Genomic DNA, 24,481 nt, shown 5'->3' with positions numbered 1-24,481 from the left:
ACCGGGTGCCTCCCACCCGGGAGACTTCGATGGTCTTCCTCCAACCCTTGTTAAAAATAGTGCATTGCCCCGGATCCTGCACAAACCGGGTGCGGGCCGCCGGCCTCACGCGCCGTCCCGCAGCGCCGCCTCGATGGCGGCAATCCCCTGGTCCGCCTCGTCGCGGGTCAGGGTCAGCGGCGGCCCGATGCGCAGGACATTGTTGTACAGCCCGCCCTTGCCGATGAGCACGCCCCGCTCGCGGGCCGCCTCGATGGCGCGGGCCGCGGCGGCGGGATCCGGCTCGCGGGTCCCGGGGCGGACCAGCTCGATGCCGATCATCAGCCCCTTGCCGCGAATCTCCGCCACGGACGGCAGGTCCGCGGTACGCTCCCGCAGCGTCGTCAGCATGTGACCGCCCACCCGACGTGCATTGCCTTGCAAGTCATGTTCCAGGGCGTAGCGCAGATTGGCCAGGGCGCCGGCGCAGGACAGCGGATTGCCGCCGAAGGTGGAAATGGAGTTGGCCGTCACCGCATCCATGAGCGCGGGACGGGCCACGACGCCGGCGATGGTCAGCCCGTTGCCGATGCCCTTGGCGAACGTGAGGATGTCCGGGGTCACGGCATGGGCCTGGATGCCCCAGAAGTGCTCCCCGGTCCGTCCCCAGCCCGTCTGGACCTCGTCGGTGATGTAGAGAATGCCGTGGCGGTCCAGGACCTCCTTCATGGCGCCGAACAACCCGTCCGGCGGCGTCGCGAAGCCGCCCACGCCCTGGATGGGCTCGGCGATGAAGCACGCCACGTCGCCCGCGGTCTGGGTGGCGATGACGTCCTCCAGGTCCTCCACGCAGGCATCGATATAGGCACGGTCGTCCAGGTTGCGGAACGGCGAGCGATAGCGGTAGCCGCCGTGGACATACTTCACGTCCACCGGCGACAGCGCCGAGGCCGACCAGCCGCGGTTGCCGGTAATCCCCATGGTGGCGAAGGAGCGGCCGTGGTAGCTGTTGCGCAGCGCCAGCACCTGGTGGGAGCGGCGCTCGGTGCACGCCAGCAGCAACGCCAGCTCGTTGGCCTCGCTGCCCGAGGTGGTGAAGAACACCTTGGCCTCGTCCATGGGCGCCAGGCGGGCGATTTCCTCGGCGAGCTCGATCTGGGGCTCGATGAGATAAAGCGTACTGCTGTGCAGCAGCCGCCCGGCCTGGGCCCGCACGGCCTCGACCACCTGCGGCAGGGCATGCGCCGTCATGGTGGTCAGAATGCCTCCGAACAGGTCCAGGTACGCATTGCCTTCGGCGTCCGTGACGTGCCGCCCGGAGCCGTGCTCCAGGGCGATGGGCTCGTCGTAGTACAGGGCGAGCCAGTCCGGCAGCACCGCTTTGTGGCGGGCAAGAAGATCGGCGTGCTTGGCCATCGCTTGGTCCTCGCTGCTGATGAGATCGGTGGGGCGGCGCCGCAGACCCGCAGCAAGGGCGCGGCGGTGACTGGCAACGAGTATGTGATCGCGCCCGGAACCGGTCAAACCGGGCCCGGGCCCCGGGCATGCCAACCCGTTTCCGGCGCGGCCGACGGCGGGCTTGAGCAAACTGCGATTGGTATCACGGTCCGCCGCGTTTTCCGGGGCGTATTGTGGCCATTACACAAGAACGCCTGAGCCGAAAGGCGCGAACCGCGGACCGACAAGCAATCGCTGTCGCCACTGCCGCCCCGGGGTGCACGATGCACTCGCGGGAGGAGGAGAAGACCATGGGATCCGTCATCCAGACCCTCCACGAGCAGGCTGCCGAGGACGTCGCCAGCCTGAGCGATCTCCTCGACAACGCCCTGTTCTACGCCACGGTGCTGCAACAGAAGCCCGTCACCAGCTGGCTGCGGAAGGAGCGCGACGGCTACGGTGACGACGACGCGCTGCCGGCCTACCGGCAGAGCGAGGACGCCGTGCTGATCGCGTGGCAACCGGGCGCCGGCTGGATCGAGGCGCCGATCAGCGATTCCCAGTCACTCGGCGTCACCCACATCGACATCCGTACCGACATCGCCGGCCTGCTGCGGGAGCGCAAGGAGACCCGCAAGGCCGGCATGCGGCGCATGGACATCGACGAGGCCCACCAGAAGGAGCTCCGCGCGAAGATCAGCCTGGACACGCGCCTCGCGCTCATGGTCCCCGCCGGCGCCTACCAGCGCGTCCTGGACACGGTCCGGCTCGCCATCGGCATCTGGGCCGCACGCATGCTGGACGCGGGCATCCAGGGGCACGGCTCCGCCTTCACCCGCGAGGAGAAGGAGCTGGCACGGCCGGTGAGCGACGAGCTCGACAGCATCATCGAGGAGGCCTGCGCGCGGCAGGCCGAGCTCCCGGAGCCCGAACGCCCCGGCCTGCTGGGGCGCCTGCTGGGTCGTTCCTGAAGCAGGGCCTGGCAGGGCCGGTTGTGCTACCCTGACGCGATGACCGAGAGCACCCCGGCCGGCTCCGCCGGCTCCCGAGAACACGCGTTTTCCGCCCCGGAGATCGACGCGATCTACCGCGTCATCCGCTGCCGCCGGGACATGCGGCATTTCCGGCCCGACCCGGTGGACCCGGCGGTCCTGCAGCGGCTCCTGGCGGCGGCCCACTGTGCACCCAGCGTCGGCTACATGCAGCCGTGGCGGTTCATCCGCATCGCCGATCCGGGATTGCGGCGGCAGCTGCACGCCCTCGTCGACGAGGAGCGCCGCGCCACGGCGGACGCCCTGGGGGAACGCGGCAGCGAGTTCATGCGCCTGAAGGTGGAAGGCCTGCGTGAGGCCGGCGAGGTACTGGTGGTATCGCTGATGCCGGACCGCGACCCCTACGTTTTCGGGCGGCGGACGCTGCCGGACATGGACCTGGCGTCGGTGGCCTGCGCCATCCAGAACGTCTGGCTGGCGGCCCGGGCCGAGGGGCTGGGCATGGGCTGGGTGTCGCTGTTCGATCCCGAGGCGCTCCGGGATCTGCTCGGCATCCCCGAAGGCGGCCGGCCGGTGGCCATCCTCTGCCTGGGGCATGTCGAGGCCTTCTACGATGCCCCCATGCTGGAACAGGAAGGCTGGGACACGCGCAGGCCCCTGGAAGAGCTGGTGTTCGAGGACGGCTGGGGACAGCATGATGGATGACGGCACCGCGGTATTGCGGGACACCGACACCGGAGCGGGAACGGTCGCAGAGGCGGCGCCGCAGCCCGACCGGGCGTCGCAGCGCCCCGGGTCGGCCCTGCACATCACCGGTCTGAACAAGCGCTACGACTCGGGTTTCCGGGCGCTGGAGGATGTCGACCTGGACATCCGCCACGGCGAGATCTTTGCGCTGCTGGGTCCCAACGGCGCGGGCAAGACCACGCTGATCAGCATCGTCTGCGGCCTTGTCACCGCCTCCGGCGGCACCGTGGCGGTCGACGGCCACGACATCGAGCGGGAGTTCCGCGCCGCCCGCTCGCGCATCGGCCTGGTTCCCCAGGAGCTGGCCACCGATGCCTTCGCCAAGGTCCACGCCACGGTGACCTACAGCCGCGGCCTGTTCGGCAAGCCGCCGAGTCCTGCCATCGTCGAGCGCGTGCTGCGCGACCTGAGCCTGTGGGACAAGCGCGACGAGCGGCTCATGAACCTCTCCGGGGGCATGAAGCGCCGCGTCATGATCGCCAAGGCCCTGGTCCACGAGCCGCGCATCCTGTTCCTGGACGAGCCCACGGCGGGCGTGGACGTGGAGCTGCGCCGGGAGATGTGGGAGCTGGTCCGCCGGCTGCGGGACGACGGCGTCACCATCATCCTGACCACCCACTACATCGAGGAAGCCGAGGAGATGGCCGACCGCGTCGGCGTCATCAGCCAGGGCCGCATCATCGTCGTGGAGCACACCACGGAACTCATGCGCCAGCTCGGCCGCAAGCAGCTGACGCTGCACCTGCAGCACGCCCTGGAGGCCGTCCCGCCGTCGCTGCACGCGTTCGGGCTGGAGCTCTCCGGCGGCGGCCGGGAGCTGACCTACACCTACGATGACACCAGCGACCGGGCTCACATCCCCGAGCTGCTGCGGGCGCTGGACGCCGCCGGCATCGTCTTCCGGGACCTGCACACGCAGCAGAGCTCCCTGGAGGACATCTTCGTCCGCCTGGTGAGGGACTCGAACCCATGAACGTCCATGCCGTGCGCACGATCTACATGTACGAGCTGGCCCGGGCGTGGCGCACGCTGTTCCAGAGCGTGGTGTCGCCGGTGATCTCCACGTCGCTGTACTTCGTCGTCTTCGGTGCCGCCATCGGCTCCCGCATCACCGAGGTGGACGGCGTTGCCTACGGGGCGTTCATCGTTCCGGGGCTGATCATGCTCATGCTGCTCACCCAGAGCGTTTCCAACGCCGCGTTCGCCATCTACTTCCCGAAGTTCAACGGCACCATCTACGAGCTGCTGTCGGCGCCGGTGTCGTCGTTCGAGATCGTACTCGGCTACGTCGGCGCGGCGGCGACCAAATCGGTGATCCTCGGGCTGATCATCCTGGCCACCGCCAGCTTCTTCGTGCCGCTGCAGATCGCGCACCCGCTGTGGATGGTGGTCTTCCTGGTGCTCACGGCCGTGACCTTCAGCCTGCTGGGGTTCATCATCGGGATCTGGGCGGACGGCTTCGAGAAGCTGCAGTTCATCCCGCTGCTGATCATCACGCCGCTGGCCTTTCTCGGCGGGACCTTCTACTCCATCGACATGCTGCCACCCGCATGGCAGACGGTCACCCTGTTCAACCCGGTGGTCTACCTGATCAGCGGCTTCCGCTGGAGCTTCTACGGCCTCACGGACGTCAGCATCCTGGCCAGCCTGGTGACGGTCAGCGCTTTCCTCGCGGCGTGCCTGGCGGCGGTGTGGTGGATCTTCCGGACGGGCTACCGGCTCAAGGCCTGACGGCCCGGGGCGGGCTCGTAACGGCGACCGGGGAAGGCACCCCGGCCGCCGCGGCCGGTATCAGTCCTGGCGAACGCCTTCCACGGACAGGTACAGCTCGACTTCCTCGGCCTCCTCGCCGAGATCGTAGTCGATGCCGAAGTCCGAGCGATCAAGGGTCACGGTCCCCTCGAAGCCGCGGCGGTAGCCGCCCCAGGGATCCTCGCCCGCCCCGAGCTGGTTGACGTCGATGGTGATCGGGCGCGTGGTTCCGTGCAGGGTCAGCTCGCCTTCCAGGGTGGCCTCGCCGTCGCCGTGCTCCTCGAAGGAGGTGGAGACAAACCGCGCCTCGGGGTACTCGCTGACGTTGAGGAAATCCTCGTTGCGCAGATGCCGATCCCGCTCCGAATCATCCGTGTCGATGCTTGCGGTGTCGATGGTGACGCTCACCTCCGAGTTGGAGGGGTTGTCCGGATCGTAGGTGAACTCGCCGTCGAAGTCGTTGAACTGGCCCACCATGGTCGCGAAGCCCAGATGGCTGACGCGGAACTCGATGAAGCTGTGCCTCGGATCGAGCTCGTACTGCTCGGGCTCCGCCTGGGCGATGCCCGCGACCAGGGAGAGGCTCAGGGCACTGGTTGTTGCGATGATCAGCTTGCGCATGATTGCGTTCCTCCGTTTCACGATTGACGTGGTTCACGCCGGCGCACCGGGCGAACCATGCGGACCAGGGTGCGATTGCGGTCCCGGAAATGGTGCTTGAGCGCCCCCAGGGTGTGCAGGCCCACCAGGCCGGCCAGCAGCATGGCGAGCCAGTAGTGAATGGCCCCGGCCAGATCCTCCAGGTTGTCGCCGCCGGAGTACAGCGACGGCACACTGAGGAGATCGAAGACCTCGATGCTGCGGCCGTCCACAGTGGACAGCAGGTAGCCGGCGGCAATGATGGCGAACAGCAGCAGGTACATCGCCCAGTGGACCACGACCGCCGCGACATGCTCCCAGCGGCGGATGCCCGGCTCGGGCGCCGGCGCAGGGTTGAGCGCGCGCCAGATCAGGCGCAGGCCCAGCAGCACGAACAGCACGACGCCGAAGGAGCGGTGCAGGTCCGGCGCCCGGTTGTACCAGGGATCGTAATAGTCCAGGCCGGTCATCCACAGGCCGGAGACGAACAGACCCGCAGCCAGAACGGCGGCAAGCCAGTGGAACAGGATCGCCACCAGCCCGAAGCCGGAACGGGTATTGCGCAACGCCATTAGTATCTCCGGTGTTCTATCCGACGAAGGATAGTCCAATATCGTACTATCAATATTTGTAGTTGATCCCCGGAGAGAATGCAAGTCACCCCCGGCAACCGCCGCGGGCCGGCACCGTCGGCCAACACCCGGCGGTGAGCGTCGCCGTGCTGGCTGCTCCCCAGGGAAACACTCGGCAACTCCCTAGCCAAAGGCGGCATTTCCGGCGATAATCATGGGATCCACGAGGTACAGTATAAGGAGGCAGGATGAAGGGTGACGACAAGGTCATTGAATATCTCAACCGCGGCCTGCGCAGCGAGCTCACGGCGATTCACCAGTACACGCTCAACGCGCGGCTGCTTGAGCACTGGGGCCTGAACACCCTTGCCCGGAAGCAGGAAACGGAGGCCCGCGAGGAGATGGGCCACGCCGACCGTTTCATGCGGCGGATCCTGTTCCTCGGGGGCAACCCCAACGTCCAGGACATGGACACCGTGCGGGTCGGCGGCAACGTCAAGGAGATCCTGGAATGCGACCTGGCCGCCGAGGGCGAGGCGCTGACCCTGTACCGGGAGGCCATGGGCTACTGCGAGAAGGTCCGCGACTACGCCAGCCGCGACCTGTTCGGCGAGCTGCTCGCGGACGAGGAAGGACACTACGACTTCCTGGAGACGCAGCTGGAGCTCATCGACCGCATCGGCATCCAGAACTACGAGCAGTCCGCCATGGACGGCTCCCCCGGCGGCGAGGAATAGCCGTCCCGGGCCGCGGGGGCCCGCCCGCGGCCCGGCAACTCCCTACCAGCGACGGCACCGCCCCTGCATTGCAAGCCCGGGCGGGCCGAACGATGCCCGGCTCCGGGCGCGACAGTAATACCCACGCCCGCCGATCGCCGCGGTACCCGCTGCCGCATTCAGGACGCGTTCAGGCGCGGGCAGGTACACTCCCGCATGCACGGGCAATGAATCGGACGCAGCATGGACCGACCGCAACGTCATCGCGCGCCCCGGCGCAGCGGACCCTGGTACCGGATCGTGATCGCCGCGGTCCTGCTGGCGCTGGTTCTGCCCGGCGCATCATCGGCGCGGGCGGATGACGGGCGGCTGTCCCGGAATGAGGCCGTCGAGCTGATCCGCGAGCGCACCGACGGGCGCGTCCTCGGCGTGGACGCCCGCAACGGCGCGCGGTTCATCGTGCGGGTGCTGGTCCGGGAAGGGGAGGTGCGGGTCTACGAGGTCGACCGGCGGACGCGCGAGGTCCGGTAGCCCCCGGCCGCCGCGAAACCGCGGGGAACAAGGCATGCGCATACTCATCGTCGAGGACGAAGCCGCACTGCTCGCCCAGCTGGCGCGCGAGTTCCGGGCCGCGGGCTACGTGGTGGACACGGCGGACAACGGTGACGACGGCCTGCACCTGGCCCGGGACTACCCCCTGGACCTGGCGGTCGTCGATCTGGCGCTGCCGGGCCGCTCCGGCCTCGACCTGCTCCGGGAGCTGCGCGCCCGGGGAAGCCGCCTGCCCGTCCTCGTGCTCACGGCGCGGGACGGCTGGCAGGACCGGGTGCAGGGCCTGGAGAGCGGCGCCGACGACTACCTGACCAAGCCGTTCCACGTCCCGGAGCTGCTGGCGCGCGTCAACGCGCTCCTGCGGCGCAGCGCGGGCTGGGCGCATCCGGTGCTGCACTTCGGGCCGTACGCGCTGGACACGGCCCGCAAGGCGGTCAGCCGCGACGGCACCGCGGTCTCGCTGAGTGCGTTCGAGTACCACCTGCTGGAGTATCTCGCGCTGCACCCCGACCGCGTGGTCTCCAAGCAGGAGCTGACCGAGCACCTCTACCCGGACGACGCCGACCGGGACAGCAACGTCATCGAGGTCTTCGTCCGCCGCCTGCGCCGCAAGCTGGATCCCGAAGGCGACTGCAGCCCCGTGGTCACCCACCGCGGGCTCGGCTACAGCCTGCGCCACGCCCCGGAGCAGGCAACATGAAGCACCGCTCCCTGGGACGGCGGCTACTCCTGGCCGCCTGCGCGGCCACCGTGGTCTTCCTCGGCGCCACCGGCGTGGCCCTGGACCTGGCCTTCCGCAGCAGCCTCCAGCAGGCCGAGCGCGAACGGCTGCGGAACCACGTCTACACGATGCTGGCGGGAGCCCGTCTTGAAGACCAGGGGCTCACCGTCCCCGCCGCGCTCCCGGACGCCCGCTTCGGTGAGCCCGGCTCGGGGCTGTACGGGCGGATTCTGGATGACGACGGCACGATCCTGTGGCGTTCCGGCTCCCTGGACGGCCTGCAATGGTCCGGCACCGCAGCCCTGCCTCCGGGCCGTCTCCGCTACGGGCAGACGACCCTGAACCGGGACTCCGCCCGGACCCTGGCCTACGGCGTGCGCTGGAGCGGCCCCGGGGCGGGCAGCGGGCGCTTCACCGTGGAGATCGCCGAATCGCGCCTGGACAGCCAGGCGCAGCTCGCGGCATTCCGGCGCACGCTCTGGGGCTGGCTCGGTGCCGCGGGCCTCGGGTTGCTGGCCACCCAGCTGCTGCTGCACTACTGGGGGCTGCATCCGCTGCGGCGCACGGTCCGCGAGCTCCAGGACATCCGCCGCGGCCGCAGGGACTACCTCGGCGACGACACCCCGGAGGAGCTGGCCCCCCTGGCCCGGGGCATCAACCGGCTTCTGGACGCAGAGCGCGAGCGCCGGCGCCAGTACCAGAACAGCCTCGCCGACCTGGCCCACAGCCTGAAGACGCCTCTGGCCGTTCTCCGCGGGGCTCTTGCTGCCGGCGCCGATCCGAGCCAGCAGCAGGAAGCGCTGGACCAGGTGGATCGCATCGATACCAGCGTGCGCTATCACCTGGCCCGGGCGGGCCGGAGCCGGGAGCGCTTCGGCCAGAGCACGCCGGTGCGCCCGGCGGCGGAACGGCTGCTGCGCACCGTCGCCGCCCGGCGGCAGCCACTGCCGGAGCTGGCCCTGGAGTGTCCCGCGGCGCTCCGGTTCCCGGGCCCCGAGGACGAGCTCATGGAAATCCTCGGCAACGTACTGGACAACGCCGCGCGCCACTGCAGCGGGTGGATCAGGCTACAGGCACTCGCCGGCGAGGATGACCGCACGCTGACCATGATCATCGACGACGACGGCCCGGGGATCGCTCCCGGTGAGCGCGACCACGTCCTGCAGCGGGGAGGCCACGGCAGCAGCGGGCCGCACGGTACCGGCATGGGGCTGGCCATCGTCGCCGAGCTGGTCGCCGCCTACGACGGAACCATGGCCATCGAGACCGCGGCCACCGGCGGCGCGCGCATCAGGCTGACGTTTCCCCTGCCCCGCTGACGGGATCGCCGCTGCCGGACTCCCAGGCCAGCATGGCCGCCTCCAGTCCGAACACGTGCGGATCGTCGGCACCGAGCTCGCGCAGCACCCGGGCCACGCCCAGCAGGTAGTCGCGATTGGGGCCGCTGGGGCCGCGGGACCGGGCCACGTGCCGGGCCATCTCCTGCATCGGCGCCTCCCCCAGGAAGGCGGCGTTGTCCTCGGTGGCGATATACACGAGGCCCTCGGCCGTTCCGCCGTCGGTGAACGCCAGTTCCGTGGTGAAACGCAGGTAGCCGTTCTTCTCGCGCACGTCCAGGGGCTCGAGAACATCGGGGGTGATGCGGTAGGCCATGCCCGTGCACACGGATTCCGGGGCGCGGATCAGGGTCGCCACCCGCCCGGGGGCCTCGGGGCTTCCCCGGTGGTCGTGGGATCCCTGCCAGAAGCGCCGCACCCAGCCGCGGATCCGTGCCGGCCGGCACTCCAGGAAGGGGAAATCCGCCTTGTAGAGAAGCGATCCGTAGCCGAACAGCCACAGGCTCTCCTCGCCCGCGAACGCGTTGCTGCGGCGATTGATCGCAACCGTGTCGACAACCATGTGCCCCCTCCTGTTCGTCGCACCGATAGTATATCGCCGGATGCAAGCGCTCGTACGCGCATGCCGCCCCGCCTCTCACGCAGGGCGGCAACGTATCCGCACCCGAGCTGCCCCGCCCCCGGCCGATGGGTTATGATTCGGCATTCCCTGAAACGCCGACTAGGAGACAGGCGATGGGCATCGAAATCAGCGGCGTGCTCGGCCTGATCTGGTTGTTTATCGTGATATGGGCCATCATCCGCACCGCCCAGAGCCCGGCCGGCCCCGTCGTCAAGGCGTTGTGGATCGTCATCCTGCTGGTGGTGCCGGTGATCGGGCTGATCGCCTGGCTGCTCCTCGGTCCGAAGTAGACCCATGGCTGTCCGGTTCTACGCGCTGACGCGCTTCATCGCGCCGGACTTCCGGCTCCTCGTTCCCGACTGGACATTCGGGGCCGTCACGGACGACTTCGTCTCGGGAACCTTCGCGTACCAGGGGCCGGTCTACATTCTCCTGACCCCCAGGGACGTGGCGGTGCTGGTGAACGTGAGCCCGGAGGGCGCGCCGGATGCCGTCGACATCATCGCGCGCACGCCCCATCAGGGGCGCATCAACCACGCGCCCGCGACGACGCGGGTACGCGAGGCGACCCTGGCCGAGGCGCGCAGCTGCCTGGCCCGCCTGGCCACGGACCGGGGCGGCACCATGGACGAGCTGCGGCCGATCGCCTCGGTGTGGGTGGCCCGGGACCTGGCCTTCAGCATCCTCGACGAGCCGCACCGGGTGGCGTTCTTCCGGCTGGACGGGACACGCTGCCGGGACTGTGTCGCCCTGGGGGACGAGCATCGGATCGATCCGATTCCCGAGGCCTAGCCCGGCCATGCGCTGGTGCGCTGGGCCGACGATTTGCGGTAGGGTTGCCGTAACAGTGCTATCAGCCTTCCACCGGTGACCGGGCCACCCGGTGCCGCAGCGATACGGAGACCGAGCCCCCCATGAATGAAGCCTACATCGTCGCCGCGACCCGCACCGCCGGAGGCCGCAAGGGAGGCCGCCTGTCCGGCTGGCACCCGGCGGATCTCGCCGCCCAGGTCATCAACGGCCTGCTGGACCGCAGCAGCGCCGACCCTGCGCTGGTGGAAGACGTCATCATGGGCTGCGTCAGCCAGGCCGGGGAGCAGGCCATGAACGTCGGCCGCAACGCCGTGCTGGCCTCGAAGCTTCCGGAGTCCGTCCCGGGCACGTCCGTGGACCGCCAGTGCGGCTCCTCCCAGCAGGCGCTGCACTTCGCCGCCCAGGCAGTGATGGCCGGATCCATGGACGTGGTCATCGCCGCCGGCGTGGAGAGCATGAGCCGCGTGCCCATGTTCTCCACCATCAAGCTGCCCCAGAAGGCCGGCATGGGCCACTACATGAGCCCGGCCATCCGCGAGCGCTACCCGGACGTGGGCGAGTTCAGCCAGTTCACCGGCGCCGAGATGATCGCCCGCAAATACGGCCTGGAGAAGGAAGAGCTGGACCGCTACGCCCTGCGCAGCCACCAGCGCGCCATCGCAGCCGCCCGGGAGGGCCGCTTCGAGGCCGAGATCTTGCCGGTCGAGGCGCGCAGCCACGACGGCGGCGGCGACGGCCAGCTGCATACCGTCGACGAGGGCATCCGCTTCGACGCCACGCTGGAAGGCATCGCCGGCGTCGATCCGCTGCAGGAAGGCGGCTACATCAGCGCCGCCAACGCCAGCCAGATCTGCGACGGTGCCAGCGGCGTCATGGTGGTCAGCGAGCGCGGCCTGAAGGCCCTGGGAGTCGAGCCCGTGGCGCGCATCCACCACATGACCCTCATCGGCCACGACCCGGTGGTCATGCTGGAGGCGCCCTTGCCCGCCACGGAGCAGGCCCTGCGGAAAGCAGGCATGGACGTCGACGACATCGACCTGTTCGAGGTCAACGAGGCGTTCGCCCCGGTGCCCCTGGCCTGGCTGCAGGCCACCGGGGCCGACCCGGAACGGCTGAACGTCCACGGCGGCGCCATCGCCCTGGGGCATCCGCTGGGCGCCTCGGGCACCAAGCTGATGACCACGCTCCTCCACGGCCTGAAGCAGGGCAACGCGCGCTACGGGCTGCAGACCATGTGCGAGGGCGGCGGCATGGCCAACGTGACCATCGTCGAGCGGCTGTGACACGCGGTAACGGCTCCCTTCGTGGACCGGGAAAGCGGCCGGACCCGGCCGGCGCGGCTTTCGGAACCTCCCCGGCGGGCGTGCTAGGCTTACCCTAGATGTCCCACGTGATCGGGATCTCGCTTGTTCCGGCTGTAGGCCCGTCGGGAGATGCAGGTCGCCGCACCGCTACAGCGTCCCGGGAGGACCCTGCTTATGACCGAAAAGAACCCCGACAAGGGCTATGTCGCCATTCTCGGCTGGAGCATCAGCTGCATCGACGCGCTGGAACGCTTCGACCGGCGCTACGTCATCGTGGCCCCCGAGTGGGCCGAGGACTATGCCAAGGAGCACGGCATTCCCCACATCACCTGGGACTTCGAGCGCCTCAACGACCGCTCCATGGAGATCGCCGAGCGCCTCAAGGACGAAGGCGTCGACGTCGCCATCCCCCTGTTCGAGGAAACGGTGGAATGGGCGGGTGCCATCAATGCCGTGCTCATGGGCAACCCGCGCCTGCACGGCCAGGCCGTGCTGTTCCGCGACAAGGCGCTGATGAAGCGGCGCGCCCAGCTGGGCGGCATCCGCGTGGGCATCTTCGAGGAGGCCCACGACAAGTCCGACGTGATCCGCTTCCTCAAGCGCGTCAACCAGACGCTGCTGAAGCTCGACGGCGACCCGGACGACCCGATCCACCTGAAGGCCTTCGACAAGGCCGGCTGCCTCGGACACCGGGTCATCCGCCACCCGGACGAGATCGACCTGATCCCCGAGGAAGAATACCCGCTACTCATGGAAAGCCACCTGGACGGCTGGGAGTTCGCCGTCGAGGCCTGGATCCAGAACGGCAAGATCCGCTTCCTGAACATCTCCGAGTACGTGACGCTGGGCTACTCCGTGTTCGTGCCGGCGACCCCGGAGCTGGAGAGCTGGCGCAACCTGATCACCAAGGAGATCGAGAAGCTGATCAAGACTTTCGACATCGACTTCGGCTTCATCCATCCCGAGTACTTCGTCACCAGCGACGGCACCATGTACTTCGGCGAGGTGGCCTACCGGCCGCCGGGCTTCAAGGTCTTCGAGCTGCTGGAGCGGGCGTACGGGTTCAACGCCTACCAGGGCATGGTGCTGTGCTTCGACCCCAAGACCACCGAAGAGGAGGTCGAGGCCTTCTTCCCCCGGGAGGTGGTGGATGCCAAGGGGCACGCCGGCTGCTTCGGTGTCTATCCCCGTCGGCGCGTGGTGTCGAAGCTCGAGATCCCGGAAGAGACCGAGAACCACGAGTACTTCGAGTACCACGAGCTGACGCCGCCGCTGGAGGAGACGGTCACCAAGCGTACGGCATTCGGCACCCACTGGGGCCTGGTCTACTTCTTCGGGGACAACCCGCACAAGCTGCGGGATCTGCTCAAGCACCAGGAAGAGCTGGACTTCTACGTCTAGCAGCGGCAAAAGCTCAGGCGCCGGCCTCCGGCGCCTGGCGCCCGGCCGCCCAGCTGCCCACCGCCATGGCACGGATGCGGGCGACGGCCTCCTCCGGGACATCCACGTCCCGCGCCTCGTCCCTGGGATCGAAATGGAAGATATACAGCCGCGAGACGAACGCTTCGAACGGCAGTGACGACTCGCCGTAGTACTCCCCTGCCCCCTCCGTGGAGACCACGACGCCGTTGCCCCAGTCCTGGGTGCTGTCGTTGTTCGGGTTGAAGAAGTACACCCGCATCAACCCCTCGGGATCGAAACCCACCCGCTCGATGGAGATGGCGTGCCAGCCCACGAAGCGGGCCGTGGAGTCGGTGACGGCAACGCCGGCCGGCTGTGAATGGATGACCGGGTTGTTGCCGTTGAACAGCGGGTGATAGCAGGCATAGAAACGCCGCGCGAAGCCGTCGAAATCCACCAGGTTGCCGCTGGCCACATCCACCACGATGGCGAAGCCGCGTCCCACCCACCAGCCGTGGAACTCCGGATTCACCCACTTGTGCGGATCCTCGCCGCGGCCCACACACAGCCGCCCCATCTCCATGTACAGGTCGTCGAGGTGGGGCACGGCGACCGCGGAGACGGGATCCACGTCGCCCAGCGGGACCGGCTGCTCGCGCGCCGCCAGGGCCGCCGACGACAGGGCGCGCCCCTCGAAATGGGTGATCACGTCGTTGTCCCGGGCGGCCCAGGCAACCACCTGCAGGAGATAGTCCGGGTCGTTGGTGGACCACATGGACAGAGCGCGGGCCGACTGGCACGTGGGATTGTTGCCCTGGCCCATGCCCAGCGGCCGGCCGAGGACGTTGATCACGCCGGCCAGAAGCCGCGTGCGGGGCGCCACCGCCCCGCCCTGGGAACCGGCATCCAGCAGCCGCACCGCCTCCGAGCACAGCTCCAGATGGATCTGGCGCCACAGCGCCGGCGGTACCGGGCCGCTGTAGAGCACGCCCCGCTCCAGCAGGCCCGCGAGGCCGTAGACGGCATCCGCCGTCTCGGGCCACACGGCTTCGCGGATGAGCGTGTGCACCAGGGTGCTGTAGCAGGCCAGCACCTCGATCCCGGTGCTGCTGAGCCCCAGGGTGGACGGCACCAGATCCGGGGCCTGGTCCAGGATGAAGCGAAGGAATACGGCGTGGTACGGGGACACCAGGCCGGTATCGTGCATGGCGCGCCCGAAGCCGAGGGCCTCGTTGCGCAGGGTCTGCTCGTCCATGCCCTGCAGGCGGGTGGCGAACACCTCCAGGCCCGGATCCTCCTGGCAGCCGCGGGTGGGCCCGTAGAGCGCGCTGATCAGCCGTTCCGCGCCGCGCGTGCTGGTCATGGCCACGCCGGACTCGTTGCTGTTCAGGTAGGCCGCCACGCTGGTAATCATGGCCTTGACGTGATCCAGCTGGATGGGGCGTTGCTGGAGAATCCGCCAGATCTCGCCGATCAGCTCCTCGACCACGGCGTCGAAGCCGATGCGCTCGAGGATGAACTGCTGGTGGGAGCGCACCAGATCGGCATTGCGGCCGAGGCGGACACGTTCCGCCTCGCCCAGCTCGCCGAAGATCAGCTGGATATTCAGCGCCAGGACCCGGGCCAGGAAGGCGCGCGCGTCATCGGAGGACAGGACCGTGGACTCCAGCGTCCCCTCCGCAACGGAGGCCATCCACAGCTCGCTCAGGCACTCCAGGACCAGCGTGTGGCCGGTGCTCAGCTTGAGCGTATTGGCCGCCATCTCCGGCTGGAGCTGGTGCGGATTCTCCCAGTCACTGCCGGAGAAGATCCCGGCCGCCTTCAGCGCACCCATGCGCTCGTAGACCGCCGCCACCCCGCCGGGCTGGTCCATGAGCCGGCGGGCGGCCTCCAGGACCTGGGCGCTGTGCGTGAACTTGGCGAAGCTCGAAGTCTCCGCCAGACGGTGGCAGGCCTGGTCCAGCCGCTCCGCGAACCGGATCAGCGAAGCGCCGTGTTGCTCATTGCCATCCGTCATTGTCTCTCCATCCCCGGTGCCCCGGAGAGGCCCGCTGCGTGTCGGATCGACCCCGGGGCATAGTGGCCTCCGGGGCCGATTTTGTCCACTGGCCCCGGGACCATCGTCCGCGGCGCGGGCAGCGATCGGCAGGCGCAACGGAGACGTTCCGGGAGGAAGAGCTCGGCGTCCTATGCCGAATCAAATCCCAGCAGGCGGCGCTCGATGATGGCCTGGGCCACGGGCTCGGGAACGGCCTGCTCCCAGGTGCCGCGTCCCGCTCGCAGGCCGGCCAGGACCTCACCCGCGTCGATGTCCAGGCAGCTGTCGTCACAGGGGTCGATGGCCTGCAGCTTGCCGTTCTCGACCAGGTGGGCCAGCAGGTGCCGCAGGTGTGACGGCACCCGGGCGTTGTGGAGGGTGGTGGTTTCCGTCTCGTCGGGCCGGCGCGACGGGTAGACATAGACCTGGGTATTGTCCGGGAACAGCTTGCCGAACGCCTCCAGGATGCCGCCCTCGACGCCCTCGTAGTAGCGCTCGTCGAACAGCGTGCCGAAATCGCGGACACTGAGCACGATGCCGATGGGCCTCTGCGTGTACCGCCGCAGGTAGGCGCGCAGCCGGAAGAAGCGCACGTAGTCGGAGATCATGACGGTATAGCCCAGCGCCGCCAGCAGGTCCGCCCGGGCGAGGAAATCGGCGTCGTCGGGCACCTCTTCGACCGCAGGCGCGTTCATGGTGATCTCCGCCAGCGATACCGTCTCGTCCGCATCCACGCCGCCGAGCTGGCGGAAATGCTGCTGGCCGGACAGCATCATGTCCGCATTCACCCGCGTCACCGGCTTGAACAGCCCGCGGATGACCAGCACCGGCTTGCGGTAGAACAGCTCCCCCGGCACCACCACCTGCCCGTCGGGATTGAAGATCACCGCGCGGGTCAGCCAGCTGCGGATCAGCTGCAGGTTCATGTGCCGGTTGTCCACTTCCTCGAAGTACGGCCCGGAGAAATGGATGCAATCCACCTCGATGCGGTCGGAGCCCAGCTCGTCGCGCAGGCCGGCGACTACCTGCTCCGGCCAGTTGTGATGGAAGAAGGCACCGTAGATGAGATTCACGCCCAGAATGCCCAGGGCATCCGCCTGCTGGGCGTTGTCCTGGTCGAGCATGCGCACGTGCAGCACGATGTCGCTGGGTTCCGCTCCCGGGTGAAACTGCGCCCGGATGCCTACCCAGCCATGGCATTCATTGCGCTGCTTGAAGCTGCGGGCCGTGACCGTGGCCGCGTACGCGAAGAAGGTGGAGTTCCGCGGCCGCACGTCCGTGAGCCGGTTGACCACCTGGCTGAACTCCTTGTCCAGCATCTGCATCAGACGGGCGCGGCTGACATAGCGGTCCACCGGGCCGTAGATATCGTCGCTGACCGCCATGTCGTAGGCCGACATGGTCTTGGCAATGGTGCCCGCCGCCGCGCCGACCTGGAAGAAACGGCGCGCCACCTCCTGACCGGCGCCGATCTCCACGATGGAGCCGAACTTGAACTTGTCCAGGTTGATGGTCAGCGCTTTCTGGTCGGTGCTCAGCTCCGGTTCCCCTGCAGCCATGGTGCCCCTTCCTGCCGATCGTTCATTCCTGCCGATGCCCCGGCCTGCGCCGAGCTACCCCGCCGCCCGCGTCGCCCCGGGCAGGCGGGCCAGGAACTCGCTGTCCCGGCGAAGCTGCGGATGGATCACGAAACCCGTTGTCATGCGTCCCTCGAGGATCCGGCGAGGCGGGCCGCCGATGGTATCAGACGCCGTGCACCCCTGCGGCGTACAGAAGCACCCGGGAAGCGCTGGCCCTAGCGGATCCGCTCGATGGCGACCACCCGGTCGTCCTCGTAGGTCACGCTGTGGCGCGGGCGGCCGTAGCCCGTCTCGTAGACTTCGCGCGTGCCCACCCGGGCACCGAACCGGTTCTCGATCTCGGTGGTCTGCACCGGCTCGCCGCAGACCTCGTGGACCTCGGTGACATGGTCTCCCGGAAGAATCAGCGCGTTGCCGCAACGCATGGAATCCGCGCTCGCCGGCAGGCTCGCCAGCAACAACGGTGCCACCGCAATCAGCCGTTTCATGCCCGTTCTCCGATCGTTCAACGATACGGAAATGATGCGCGATCCCCGGGCGGCGGACAAGGCATGGGCCGGCGTTCGCACGACAAGCATCAGCCCGGGCCTCGCCGGCCCCGCTTGCGACCGCGGGGATCGAGGCTCAGGCCTCGTCCTCGTACAGGAACACCCCGTTGCGGCCACCCGCCTTGCCGCGGTAGAGGGCCTGGTCCGCCCGGTTGAGGAGTGTTTCGTGGGTCGCGATATCCGGATGGCGCCGACAAACGCCCAGGGTGACCGTAACGTCAACGGCACCGGCGGAGGTGACGATCGGGCGGGCCGCGATGCAGTGGCGCAGGCGCTCGGCAACAACCCGCGCCGCCGCCAGGTCGGAGTCCGGCAGCACGACGGTGAACTCCTCGCCGCCGTAACGACCGAAGACATCCTCCTTCCGCAGCGCCCCCGCGACCCGGTTGGCCACCTCGCACAGGACTTCGTCGCCTGCCATGTGGCCGTGGAGGTCGTTTACCCGCTTGAAATGATCGATGTCGAACAGTATGACCGACAGATCGCTGTCGTGCCGGTGACTGCGCGCGAACTCGTCGCGGAGCCGGGACTCGATATGGCCGCGATTGAAAATGCCGGTCAACGGATCACGCGCACTGCTCTTTTCCAGGCTGTCCATCGCCTCCCGGAGCTGTATCTGGTAGATGCACGTATCGGTTGCATCCATGATGGTAATGCATACGTGGGTGACGTGATTGTCGCCATCCTTGATGGGAATGAACGTGCAGTCCTGGCGCATGCAATCCACGACGGCCGTCGTAGCGGGCCGATTGTGCGGAAACCGGAACAGGTAGGGACGCTGCTCCCAGGAGGTGAAGGCGTAGTTCTTGAGAAGGAACACACCGCGCAGTTTCTGGGTCAGCCATCGGCGCGGGAGGTCCGGAAAGACGGTGAACAAGTCGCGACCGAGCACGTCGTCCGCCGCAAGGCCGCTGTGCATGGCCATGAACCGGTTCCACCGGACCACGGTGTAGTGCGCATCGACGACGAGCACACCGACGTTCACGCGATCGACGATCGACTCCAGCAGGTCCCTGGAGTCGCCGTCCGGGTGGTTCACAACCCCTCCAGCATCGCATCCAGGCCCCGGCGCATGAACTCGATGGACTCTTCCGGCATCAGCAGCACCAGGTGGCAGGAGAAGCCGGGAGCTTCCAGGCGGAAGTTGACCTCCACGAGCAATGCGTAGTCCCAGCCCAGCGCTTGCGCATCAAGCAACCGGTTCACCGGTTGCCTCATGGCCATCAGCGTGGGGGCGGAAAACGCGAAGTCCGTATCCAGCTGCTCGGCAACGCCGTTCAGCACCGCCCCCGAGAGGATGTTGCTGACTTCCAGCAGCAGCTCCCGGTCGATCTCGTCCTTCTCCAGGGCCTGCTCGTGCCCCATGAGATCGGCGAGGCTGTTGCAGCCTTCCGTCCCGAACAAGGCGATGGATTCACCGCGCAGACTGTTGAAGAACCCCTGGCGGACAGCCGTCACGTCCCCCGGATCGCCGTCCTGCGCGCTCGCAATCATGGCCTGCACGGCGTCCGCCACGCCGTCCGCCGACACGATACGCACCCGGGGCACCGACAACGCCACGTAGACGTCGAGAACCTGCGCCAGCGCCGCCCCGGCCTGGCCCATGGCGATGTTCACCACCTCCTGCAGGGCGTCTTCCTGATCCGGCGTGTATTCCTGGAAGGTCATAGGAAGCCGTACTCCCGGAGAACGCCGTGCAGCGCGTCCGCCTTGACCGGCTTGCGCACGAACGCCATGGCTCCAAGCTGGCGCGCCTGCTCTTCGGCCTTCGGCTGGACGTCCGCCGACACCACGACGGCGAAGCAGTCCAGACCCCGCCGCCGGATCTCGGCGAGCACGTCGAAGCCGCTCATTCCCGGCATGGTGAGATCCAGGAACACCACGTGCCCCAGGCCCCGCTCGATCGCATCGAGAGCCTCCTGGCCGCCCGAGGCCTGCGAGACCTCCACGTCCCAGTCACCGGGAAACGCCCGGATGGTGAGCTTCCTGGACATGGAGGAATCATCCACAACGAGCACGGGCAACGGCATGCAATACTCCCTCGACTGCAGCTCCTGGAGGCTTCATTACGAACATTACAGTGCGACTGTTTATCAACGCGCGGAATCCTGTCACACCTCATCGACACCGACTCCCGATGCGAGTCGGCCGCTGCGCAAGCGTCCGACGAAGCGTAGCCCCCTCCAGCTACCTTCGATTCCGTGCTGACGAAGGCCACGCCGTGCTTTGCCGCTGGACCAACAGGCACCCTCCCAACCCGGATAGCGAGGTTCTAAACTGTGACTAGGGGCCCGGACAACCGGCGGGCCCCAGAGGCCGGGATCCGGCCTACCGACGTCGGCGCCATCCGGCGCGACGCCGTGCGCTCCGACCAGTCCGGCGCCCATCCGGCGCGGGCGGGCGGAAGCGACACCTCGAAGACGGCCAAAAGCTGGAGGAGGTGCATCATGGCGTTCTTCGATCACCCCGACTTCGATGGGCACGAGCAGGTCGTGCTCGGTCACGACCGCGCATCCGGGCTCCGTGCCATCATCGCCATCCACGACACGCGCCGGGGCCCCGCACTGGGCGGCTGCCGCACGTTCGCCTACGCCGACGACACGGCGGCGCTGAGGGACGTGCTGCGGCTGTCGCGCAGCATGACCTACAAGGCCGCCATGGCCGAGGTGCCCTACGGCGGGGGCAAGGCCGTGATCATCGCGGACCCGCGGCGCGACAAGCACGCCGGGCTGTTCCGGGCGCTGGGGCGCATGATCGACGGCCTCGGGGGCCGGTACATCACCGCCGAGGACGCGGGGACCACGGTCGACGACCTGCAGGATGTGGCCAGGGAGACTCCCTGTGTGGTCGGTGTCCGCCGGCGACCGGACATCGACGGCAACATGGGCACGGGCGACCCGTCGCCGGCAACCGCCTACGGCGTGCTCATCGGCATCCGGGCGGCCGTGGCCCACCACCTCGGCGCCGACACGTTGACGGGGTTGCGCGTGGCCGTCCAGGGGCTCGGCAACGTCGGCTGGAAACTGGCCGCCCGCCTGCATGCGGCGGGAGCGCAGCTGTGGGTGGCCGATACGGACGGCGAGCGCGCACGGGAAGCCGAGCGTGCGTTCGGCGCCACCGCCGTGGCGCCCGACCGCATCGTTGACGTCGCGGCCGATGTGTTCGCCCCGTGCGCGCTGGGCAGCGTCATCGACGACGTCACCGTCGACCGCCTCAAGGCCGCCGTCGTCGCCGGCTCCGCCAACAACCAGCTGGACCGCCCGGAACACGCCGAGCAGCTCCGCCAGGTGGGTATCGCCTATGCCCCGGACTACGTCATCAATGCCGGCGGGCTCATCGACGTCAGCTACGAGCGCGACGCGCTGGACGATCCGCAGCGGGTGCGCACGCATATCGAGCGCATCGGCCCGACGCTGACGCAGATCTTCCGGCAGGCCGACCGCGAGGGCGTGCCGACGGACCGGGTGGCGGCGCGCATGGCGGAAGAGCGCCTGGAGCAGCGGCCGTCCCGGGTGGCCTGAGCGACGCCGGCGACCTGCCCACTGCACGTAGGGGGTAGACATGAAAGAACGCTACGAATTCACCGTTGACGGACATACCTACCTCGGCGCCGACGGCGTTCCGGTGCGGGACCTGCCGGCCCTGGCGGACGACACGGAGCGCGTGCTCGCCGGCTACCGCAACATGGTGCTCGCCCGCACCTTCGACGCCAAGGCCATCGCCCTGCAGCGCACCGGCCAGTGCGGCACCTACCCGTCCGTGCTCGGCCACGAGGCCATCGGCTCCGCGGTCGGGCAGTGCATGGCCGCGGACGACGTGCTGGTACCGTACTACCGGGATCACGCCGCGCAGTTCCTGCGCGGCGTCACCATGACGGAGTTCCTCCTCTACTGGGGCGGCGACGAGCGCGGCAGCAACTATCGCGACTGCCCCGAGGACCTGCCCGTCGCCGTGCCCGTCTCGACCCAGTGCTGCCACGCGGTGGGCGTGGCCTCGGCCTTTCGCGTCCGCGGCGAGCGCCGGGCCGTGCTGTGCTCCGTGGGCGACGGCGGCACCTCCAAGGGGGATTTCCTGGAGAGCGTCAACGTCGCCGGCGCCTGGCAGCTGCCGGTGGTGTTCGTCGTGCAGAACAACCAGTGGGCCATCTCCACGCCGGCGCGCATCCAGAGCGGCTCCCGCACCCTGGCCCAGAAGGGCATCAGCGGCGGGCTCCCGAGCCACCGGGTGGACGGCCAGGACTACTTCGCCGTGAGCGCAGTCGTGGCCGAGGCGCTGGAGCGCGCCCGCACCGGCAAGGGGGCCAGCGTCATCGAGGCGGTGACCTACCGCTACGGCGACCACACCACCGCCGATGATGCCACCCGCTACCGCAGCGCCGACGAGCTCCGCAGAGCCTGGGAGCAGGACGGTGTCAAGCGCCTCCAGACCTGGCTGTACCGCCAGGGGCACTGGGACGAGGAGCGGGAGCAGGCCTGGCTGGCGAAGTGCAAGCAGCAGGTGGATGGGGCCGTCAGCGACTACCTGGCCACGGAGCCGGAACCGCCCACCGCCATGTTCGACTACCTCTTCGAGACCCTGCCCGCGGAGCTGATCCCGCAGTACCAGCGGCTGCAGCGCAAGGCCGAAGGGGGTGATCGATGAGCGAGGTGACGCTGGCGGAAGCGGTCAACATGGCGCTGCATCACGAGATGGCCCGGGATGACGACGTGGTCGTCCTGGGCGAGGACGTGGGCACCAACGGCGGCGTCTTCCGGACCACGGCGGGGCTGAAGGAGCGCTTCGGCTTCAAGCGGGTCATGGACACGCCCCTGGCGGAGACGCTGATCGCGGGAACCGCCGTGGGCATGGCCGTCCAGGGCCTGCGCCCGGTGGCGGAGTTCCAGTTCATGGGCTTCATCTACGCGGGCATGGAGCAGATGATCAGCCACGCCGCGCGCATGCGCAATCGCACCCGCGGCCGGCTGACCTGCCCCATCGTCTACCGGGCGCCGTTCGGCGGCGGCATTCACGCCCCGGAGCACCACTCCGAGAGCACCGAGGCGCTGTTCGCCCACATCCCGGGCCTGCGCGTGGTCATGCCCACCTCGCCCCGGCGCGCCTACGGCCTGTTGCTGGCGGCGATCCGCGATCCGGACCCGGTGGTCTTCCTGGAGCCCAAGCGCATCTACCGGGCCGTGACCCAGACCGTGGACGACGACGGCGCGGCGCTGCCCCTGGACACCTGCTTCACCCTGCGGGAAGGCGACGACGTCACGCTGATCAGCTGGGGAGCGGCGATCACGGAGACGCTGCAGGCAGCGGCGCGCCTCGCCGACCAGGGCCTGTCGTGCGAGGTCATCGATGTCGCCACCCTCAGCCCCATGGACCGGGAGACGCTGCTGTGCTCCGTGGCCAAGACCGGGCGCGCCGTCATTGTCCACGAGGCCTGCCGGCACGGCGGTCTCGGCGCCGAGGTGGCCGCCTCGCTGGCCGAGGCCGCGCTGCTGGACCTGCAGGCGCCCGTGGTGCGGGTGACCGGATACGACACGATCATGCCCTACTACCGCAACGAGCAGGCGTACATGCCGCAGGTCGCCGATATCGTCGAAGCCGTGGAACAGGTGGTTGCGCTATGAAGACGTTCAAGCTCCCCGATCTGGGCGAAGGGCTGGCGGAGGCGGAGATCGTCCAGTGGCACGTTCGCGAGGGCGATGCGGTGGCCGCCGACCAGACCCTGGTCGCCGTGGAGACCGCCAAGGCCATCGTCGAGGTGCCCTCCCCGTGGGACGGCACCATCGCCAGGCTGTACGGCCAGGCCGGCGACATCATCCACACCGGCGAGCCCCTGGTGGCCTTCGAGGGCGAGGACGAGGATGCAGGCACCGTGGTGGGTGAGCTCGAGCGCTCGGACACCGCGCCGCAGGAGGACCGGTTCGTCATCGGCGCCCCGGAATCCAGCCAGCGCGCCCGCCGGCAACGGGCGACCCCCGGTGTCAGGGCGCTGGCCGAGCGCCTCGGGGTGAACCTGGAGCGGGTCACCGGCAGCGGCCCCGGCGGCCTGGTGACCCGCGACGACGTCCACCGGCAGGCCAGCCGCCAGCAGGCCCTGACGGATGCCCAGCCCCTCCGGGGCGTGCGCCGCACCATGGCCCGCAACATGGCGTACGCGCATGCCCGGGTGGTGCCCGCCTCGCTGTTCGAGGACGCGGACGTGCACGCCTGGGAAGCGGGCACGGATATCACCATGCGGCTGGTCCGGGGCCTGGCCTCGGCCTGCGAGGCGGAGCCCGCGCTCAACGCCTGGTTCGACGGCGACGGCCTGACGCGCCGCCTCATGGACGAGGTGCACGTGGGCATCGCGGTGGACACCCCGGACGGGCTGTTCGTGCCCGTGCTCCGCGACGTCAATCATCGCGACGGCGCCGACCTGCGCCGGGGGCTGGAAAACCTCCGCGCGGCCGTTGCCAGCCGGGAGATTCCACCGGAGGAGATGCAGGGGGCCACCATCACGCTGTCGAACTTCGGCCCCCTCGCCGGCCGGTACGCCAGCCCCGTGGTGTCGCCGCCCCAGGTCGCCATCGTGGGTGCCGGACGGCTCCGCGAGGAGGCGGTCGCTCACCGCGGCGAGATCACGGTCCGCCGGGTTCTCCCCCTGTCGCTGACGTTCGACCACCGTGCGGTGACCGGGGGCGAGGCGGCGCGGTTCCTGGCGGCGATGATCGAGGCGCTGACGCCCGGGCAGGGTTGACGGC

The 24,481-nt window shown here is 68.9% G+C and carries 26 protein-coding genes; 16 read left to right on the top strand and 10 right to left on the bottom strand.

Features of this window, described 5'->3' with window-relative positions:
- Positions 1–105: 105 nt before the first annotated feature.
- Positions 106–1,395 (bottom strand): aspartate aminotransferase family protein, encoded by a 1,290-nt coding sequence (locus tag QWY84_RS14820; protein WP_290203592.1) that lies wholly within the window; start codon positions 1,393–1,395, stop codon positions 106–108.
- Positions 1,396–1,727: 332 nt separating this feature from the next.
- On the opposite strand from QWY84_RS14820, the gene QWY84_RS14815 reads away from it, so the two are divergent.
- The 4 genes from QWY84_RS14815 to QWY84_RS14800 are packed head-to-tail and all read left to right on the top strand — an operon-like array spanning position 1,728 to position 4,886.
- Positions 1,728–2,387 carry an AbiTii domain-containing protein gene (locus QWY84_RS14815; protein ID WP_290203590.1) on the top strand — a complete coding sequence of 220 codons (660 nt, stop codon included), beginning with the start codon at positions 1,728–1,730 and terminating at the stop codon, positions 2,385–2,387.
- Positions 2,388–2,426: 39 nt separating this feature from the next.
- Positions 2,427–3,113, top strand: a complete 687-nt coding sequence (gene bluB, locus QWY84_RS14810; RefSeq protein WP_290203588.1) for a 5,6-dimethylbenzimidazole synthase — start codon at positions 2,427–2,429, stop codon at positions 3,111–3,113.
- On the top strand, positions 3,103–4,128 hold the full coding sequence (locus tag QWY84_RS14805; RefSeq protein WP_290203586.1) for an ABC transporter ATP-binding protein: 1,026 nt from the start codon (positions 3,103–3,105) through the stop codon (positions 4,126–4,128). The genes bluB and QWY84_RS14805 overlap by 11 nt, the downstream gene beginning before the upstream one ends.
- Entirely contained in the window at positions 4,125–4,886 is a 762-nt protein-coding gene (locus tag QWY84_RS14800) for an ABC transporter permease (RefSeq protein ID WP_290203584.1), read from the top strand. The genes QWY84_RS14805 and QWY84_RS14800 overlap by 4 nt, the downstream gene beginning before the upstream one ends.
- Positions 4,887–4,946: 60 nt before the next feature.
- Here QWY84_RS14800 and QWY84_RS14795 read toward each other — a convergent pair whose 3' ends face one another.
- Positions 4,947–5,528: a YceI family protein gene (locus QWY84_RS14795; RefSeq protein ID WP_290203583.1), complete on the bottom strand. Its 582-nt coding sequence runs from the start codon at positions 5,526–5,528 to the stop codon at positions 4,947–4,949.
- A 17-nt stretch (positions 5,529–5,545) separates the two neighbouring features.
- On the bottom strand, positions 5,546–6,118 hold the full coding sequence (locus tag QWY84_RS14790; protein ID WP_290203581.1) for a cytochrome b: 573 nt from the start codon (positions 6,116–6,118) through the stop codon (positions 5,546–5,548).
- A gap of 248 nt (positions 6,119–6,366) precedes the next feature.
- Between QWY84_RS14790 and bfr the strand changes: the two genes are divergently transcribed.
- From bfr to QWY84_RS14770, 4 genes are all read left to right on the top strand, one after another.
- Entirely contained in the window at positions 6,367–6,855 is a 489-nt protein-coding gene (gene bfr / locus QWY84_RS14785) for a bacterioferritin (protein WP_290203580.1), read from the top strand.
- 222 nt (positions 6,856–7,077) lie between these two features.
- Complete coding sequence (locus QWY84_RS14780; protein ID WP_290203579.1) at positions 7,078–7,365, top strand: hypothetical protein; 288 nt, start codon at positions 7,078–7,080, stop codon at positions 7,363–7,365.
- 34 nt (positions 7,366–7,399) lie between these two features.
- Complete coding sequence (locus QWY84_RS14775) at positions 7,400–8,086, top strand: response regulator transcription factor (RefSeq protein ID WP_290203578.1); 687 nt, start codon at positions 7,400–7,402, stop codon at positions 8,084–8,086.
- Entirely contained in the window at positions 8,083–9,426 is a 1,344-nt protein-coding gene (locus QWY84_RS14770) for an ATP-binding protein (protein WP_290203577.1), read from the top strand. The genes QWY84_RS14775 and QWY84_RS14770 overlap by 4 nt, the downstream gene beginning before the upstream one ends.
- Here QWY84_RS14770 and QWY84_RS14765 read toward each other — a convergent pair.
- Positions 9,398–10,006 carry a gamma-glutamylcyclotransferase gene (locus QWY84_RS14765; protein ID WP_290203576.1) on the bottom strand — a complete coding sequence of 203 codons (609 nt, stop codon included), beginning with the start codon at positions 10,004–10,006 and terminating at the stop codon, positions 9,398–9,400. The two genes, QWY84_RS14770 and QWY84_RS14765, sit on opposite strands and share 29 nt — an antisense overlap.
- 173 nt (positions 10,007–10,179) lie before the next feature.
- Here QWY84_RS14765 and QWY84_RS14760 point away from each other — a divergent pair, with 173 nt between their 5' ends.
- The 4 genes from QWY84_RS14760 (at position 10,180) to QWY84_RS14745 (ending at position 13,584) form a co-directional block, all read left to right on the top strand.
- On the top strand, positions 10,180–10,356 hold the full coding sequence (locus tag QWY84_RS14760; protein ID WP_290203575.1) for a PLDc N-terminal domain-containing protein: 177 nt from the start codon (positions 10,180–10,182) through the stop codon (positions 10,354–10,356).
- A 4-nt stretch (positions 10,357–10,360) separates the two neighbouring features.
- A complete protein-coding gene (locus QWY84_RS14755; RefSeq protein WP_290203574.1) occupies positions 10,361–10,858 on the top strand; it encodes a hypothetical protein in 498 nt (165 codons plus the stop codon).
- A gap of 122 nt (positions 10,859–10,980) precedes the next feature.
- A complete protein-coding gene (locus QWY84_RS14750) occupies positions 10,981–12,162 on the top strand; it encodes an acetyl-CoA C-acetyltransferase (RefSeq protein ID WP_290203573.1) in 1,182 nt (393 codons plus the stop codon).
- Positions 12,163–12,357: 195 nt separating this feature from the next.
- A complete protein-coding gene (locus QWY84_RS14745) occupies positions 12,358–13,584 on the top strand; it encodes an ATP-grasp domain-containing protein (protein WP_290203572.1) in 1,227 nt (408 codons plus the stop codon).
- Positions 13,585–13,597: 13 nt separating this feature from the next.
- Here the strand turns inward: QWY84_RS14745 and QWY84_RS14740 are convergent, their stop codons facing one another.
- The 6 genes from QWY84_RS14740 to QWY84_RS14715 all read right to left on the bottom strand — a co-directional run bounded on the left by QWY84_RS14740 (position 13,598) and on the right by QWY84_RS14715 (position 19,780).
- Positions 13,598–15,601, bottom strand: coding sequence for a hypothetical protein (locus tag QWY84_RS14740; RefSeq protein ID WP_290203571.1), 2,004 nt, complete (start codon positions 15,599–15,601; stop codon positions 13,598–13,600).
- Positions 15,602–15,771: 170 nt separating this feature from the next.
- On the bottom strand, positions 15,772–17,181 hold the full coding sequence (locus QWY84_RS14735) for a hypothetical protein (RefSeq protein ID WP_290203570.1): 1,410 nt from the start codon (positions 17,179–17,181) through the stop codon (positions 15,772–15,774).
- A gap of 236 nt (positions 17,182–17,417) precedes the next feature.
- Positions 17,418–17,690, bottom strand: a complete 273-nt coding sequence (locus QWY84_RS14730) for a DUF2845 domain-containing protein (RefSeq protein ID WP_290203569.1) — start codon at positions 17,688–17,690, stop codon at positions 17,418–17,420.
- Between the two features lie 136 nt (positions 17,691–17,826).
- The gene (locus QWY84_RS14725) at positions 17,827–18,789 is read right to left on the bottom strand and encodes a sensor domain-containing diguanylate cyclase (RefSeq protein WP_290203567.1); all 963 of its coding nucleotides are present in this window, start codon (positions 18,787–18,789) and stop codon (positions 17,827–17,829) included.
- On the bottom strand, positions 18,786–19,418 hold the full coding sequence (locus tag QWY84_RS14720; RefSeq protein WP_290203566.1) for a chemotaxis protein CheC: 633 nt from the start codon (positions 19,416–19,418) through the stop codon (positions 18,786–18,788). Before QWY84_RS14720 ends, QWY84_RS14725 begins: the two co-directional genes overlap by 4 nt.
- Positions 19,415–19,780: a response regulator gene (locus QWY84_RS14715; RefSeq protein ID WP_290203565.1), complete on the bottom strand. Its 366-nt coding sequence runs from the start codon at positions 19,778–19,780 to the stop codon at positions 19,415–19,417. The genes QWY84_RS14720 and QWY84_RS14715 overlap by 4 nt, the downstream gene beginning before the upstream one ends.
- Before the next feature lie 417 nt (positions 19,781–20,197).
- Between QWY84_RS14715 and QWY84_RS14710 the strand changes: the two genes are divergently transcribed.
- Genes QWY84_RS14710 through QWY84_RS14695 form a run of 4 tightly spaced genes read left to right on the top strand, consistent with a single transcriptional unit; the run spans position 20,198 to position 24,477 of the window.
- On the top strand, positions 20,198–21,271 hold the full coding sequence (locus QWY84_RS14710) for a Leu/Phe/Val dehydrogenase (protein WP_290203564.1): 1,074 nt from the start codon (positions 20,198–20,200) through the stop codon (positions 21,269–21,271).
- A gap of 40 nt (positions 21,272–21,311) precedes the next feature.
- A complete protein-coding gene (gene pdhA, locus QWY84_RS14705; protein ID WP_290203563.1) occupies positions 21,312–22,391 on the top strand; it encodes a pyruvate dehydrogenase (acetyl-transferring) E1 component subunit alpha in 1,080 nt (359 codons plus the stop codon).
- Positions 22,388–23,365, top strand: a complete 978-nt coding sequence (locus QWY84_RS14700) for an alpha-ketoacid dehydrogenase subunit beta (protein WP_290203561.1) — start codon at positions 22,388–22,390, stop codon at positions 23,363–23,365. Before pdhA ends, QWY84_RS14700 begins: the two co-directional genes overlap by 4 nt.
- On the top strand, positions 23,362–24,477 hold the full coding sequence (locus QWY84_RS14695) for a dihydrolipoamide acetyltransferase family protein (protein ID WP_290203560.1): 1,116 nt from the start codon (positions 23,362–23,364) through the stop codon (positions 24,475–24,477). Before QWY84_RS14700 ends, QWY84_RS14695 begins: the two co-directional genes overlap by 4 nt.
- Positions 24,478–24,481 lie beyond the last annotated feature (4 nt).

The organism is Aquisalimonas lutea, from assembly GCF_030409225.1.
Lineage (GTDB): Bacteria > Pseudomonadota > Gammaproteobacteria > Nitrococcales > Aquisalimonadaceae > Aquisalimonas > Aquisalimonas lutea.
This window is presented reverse-complemented; position numbering and strand designations above follow the sequence as displayed.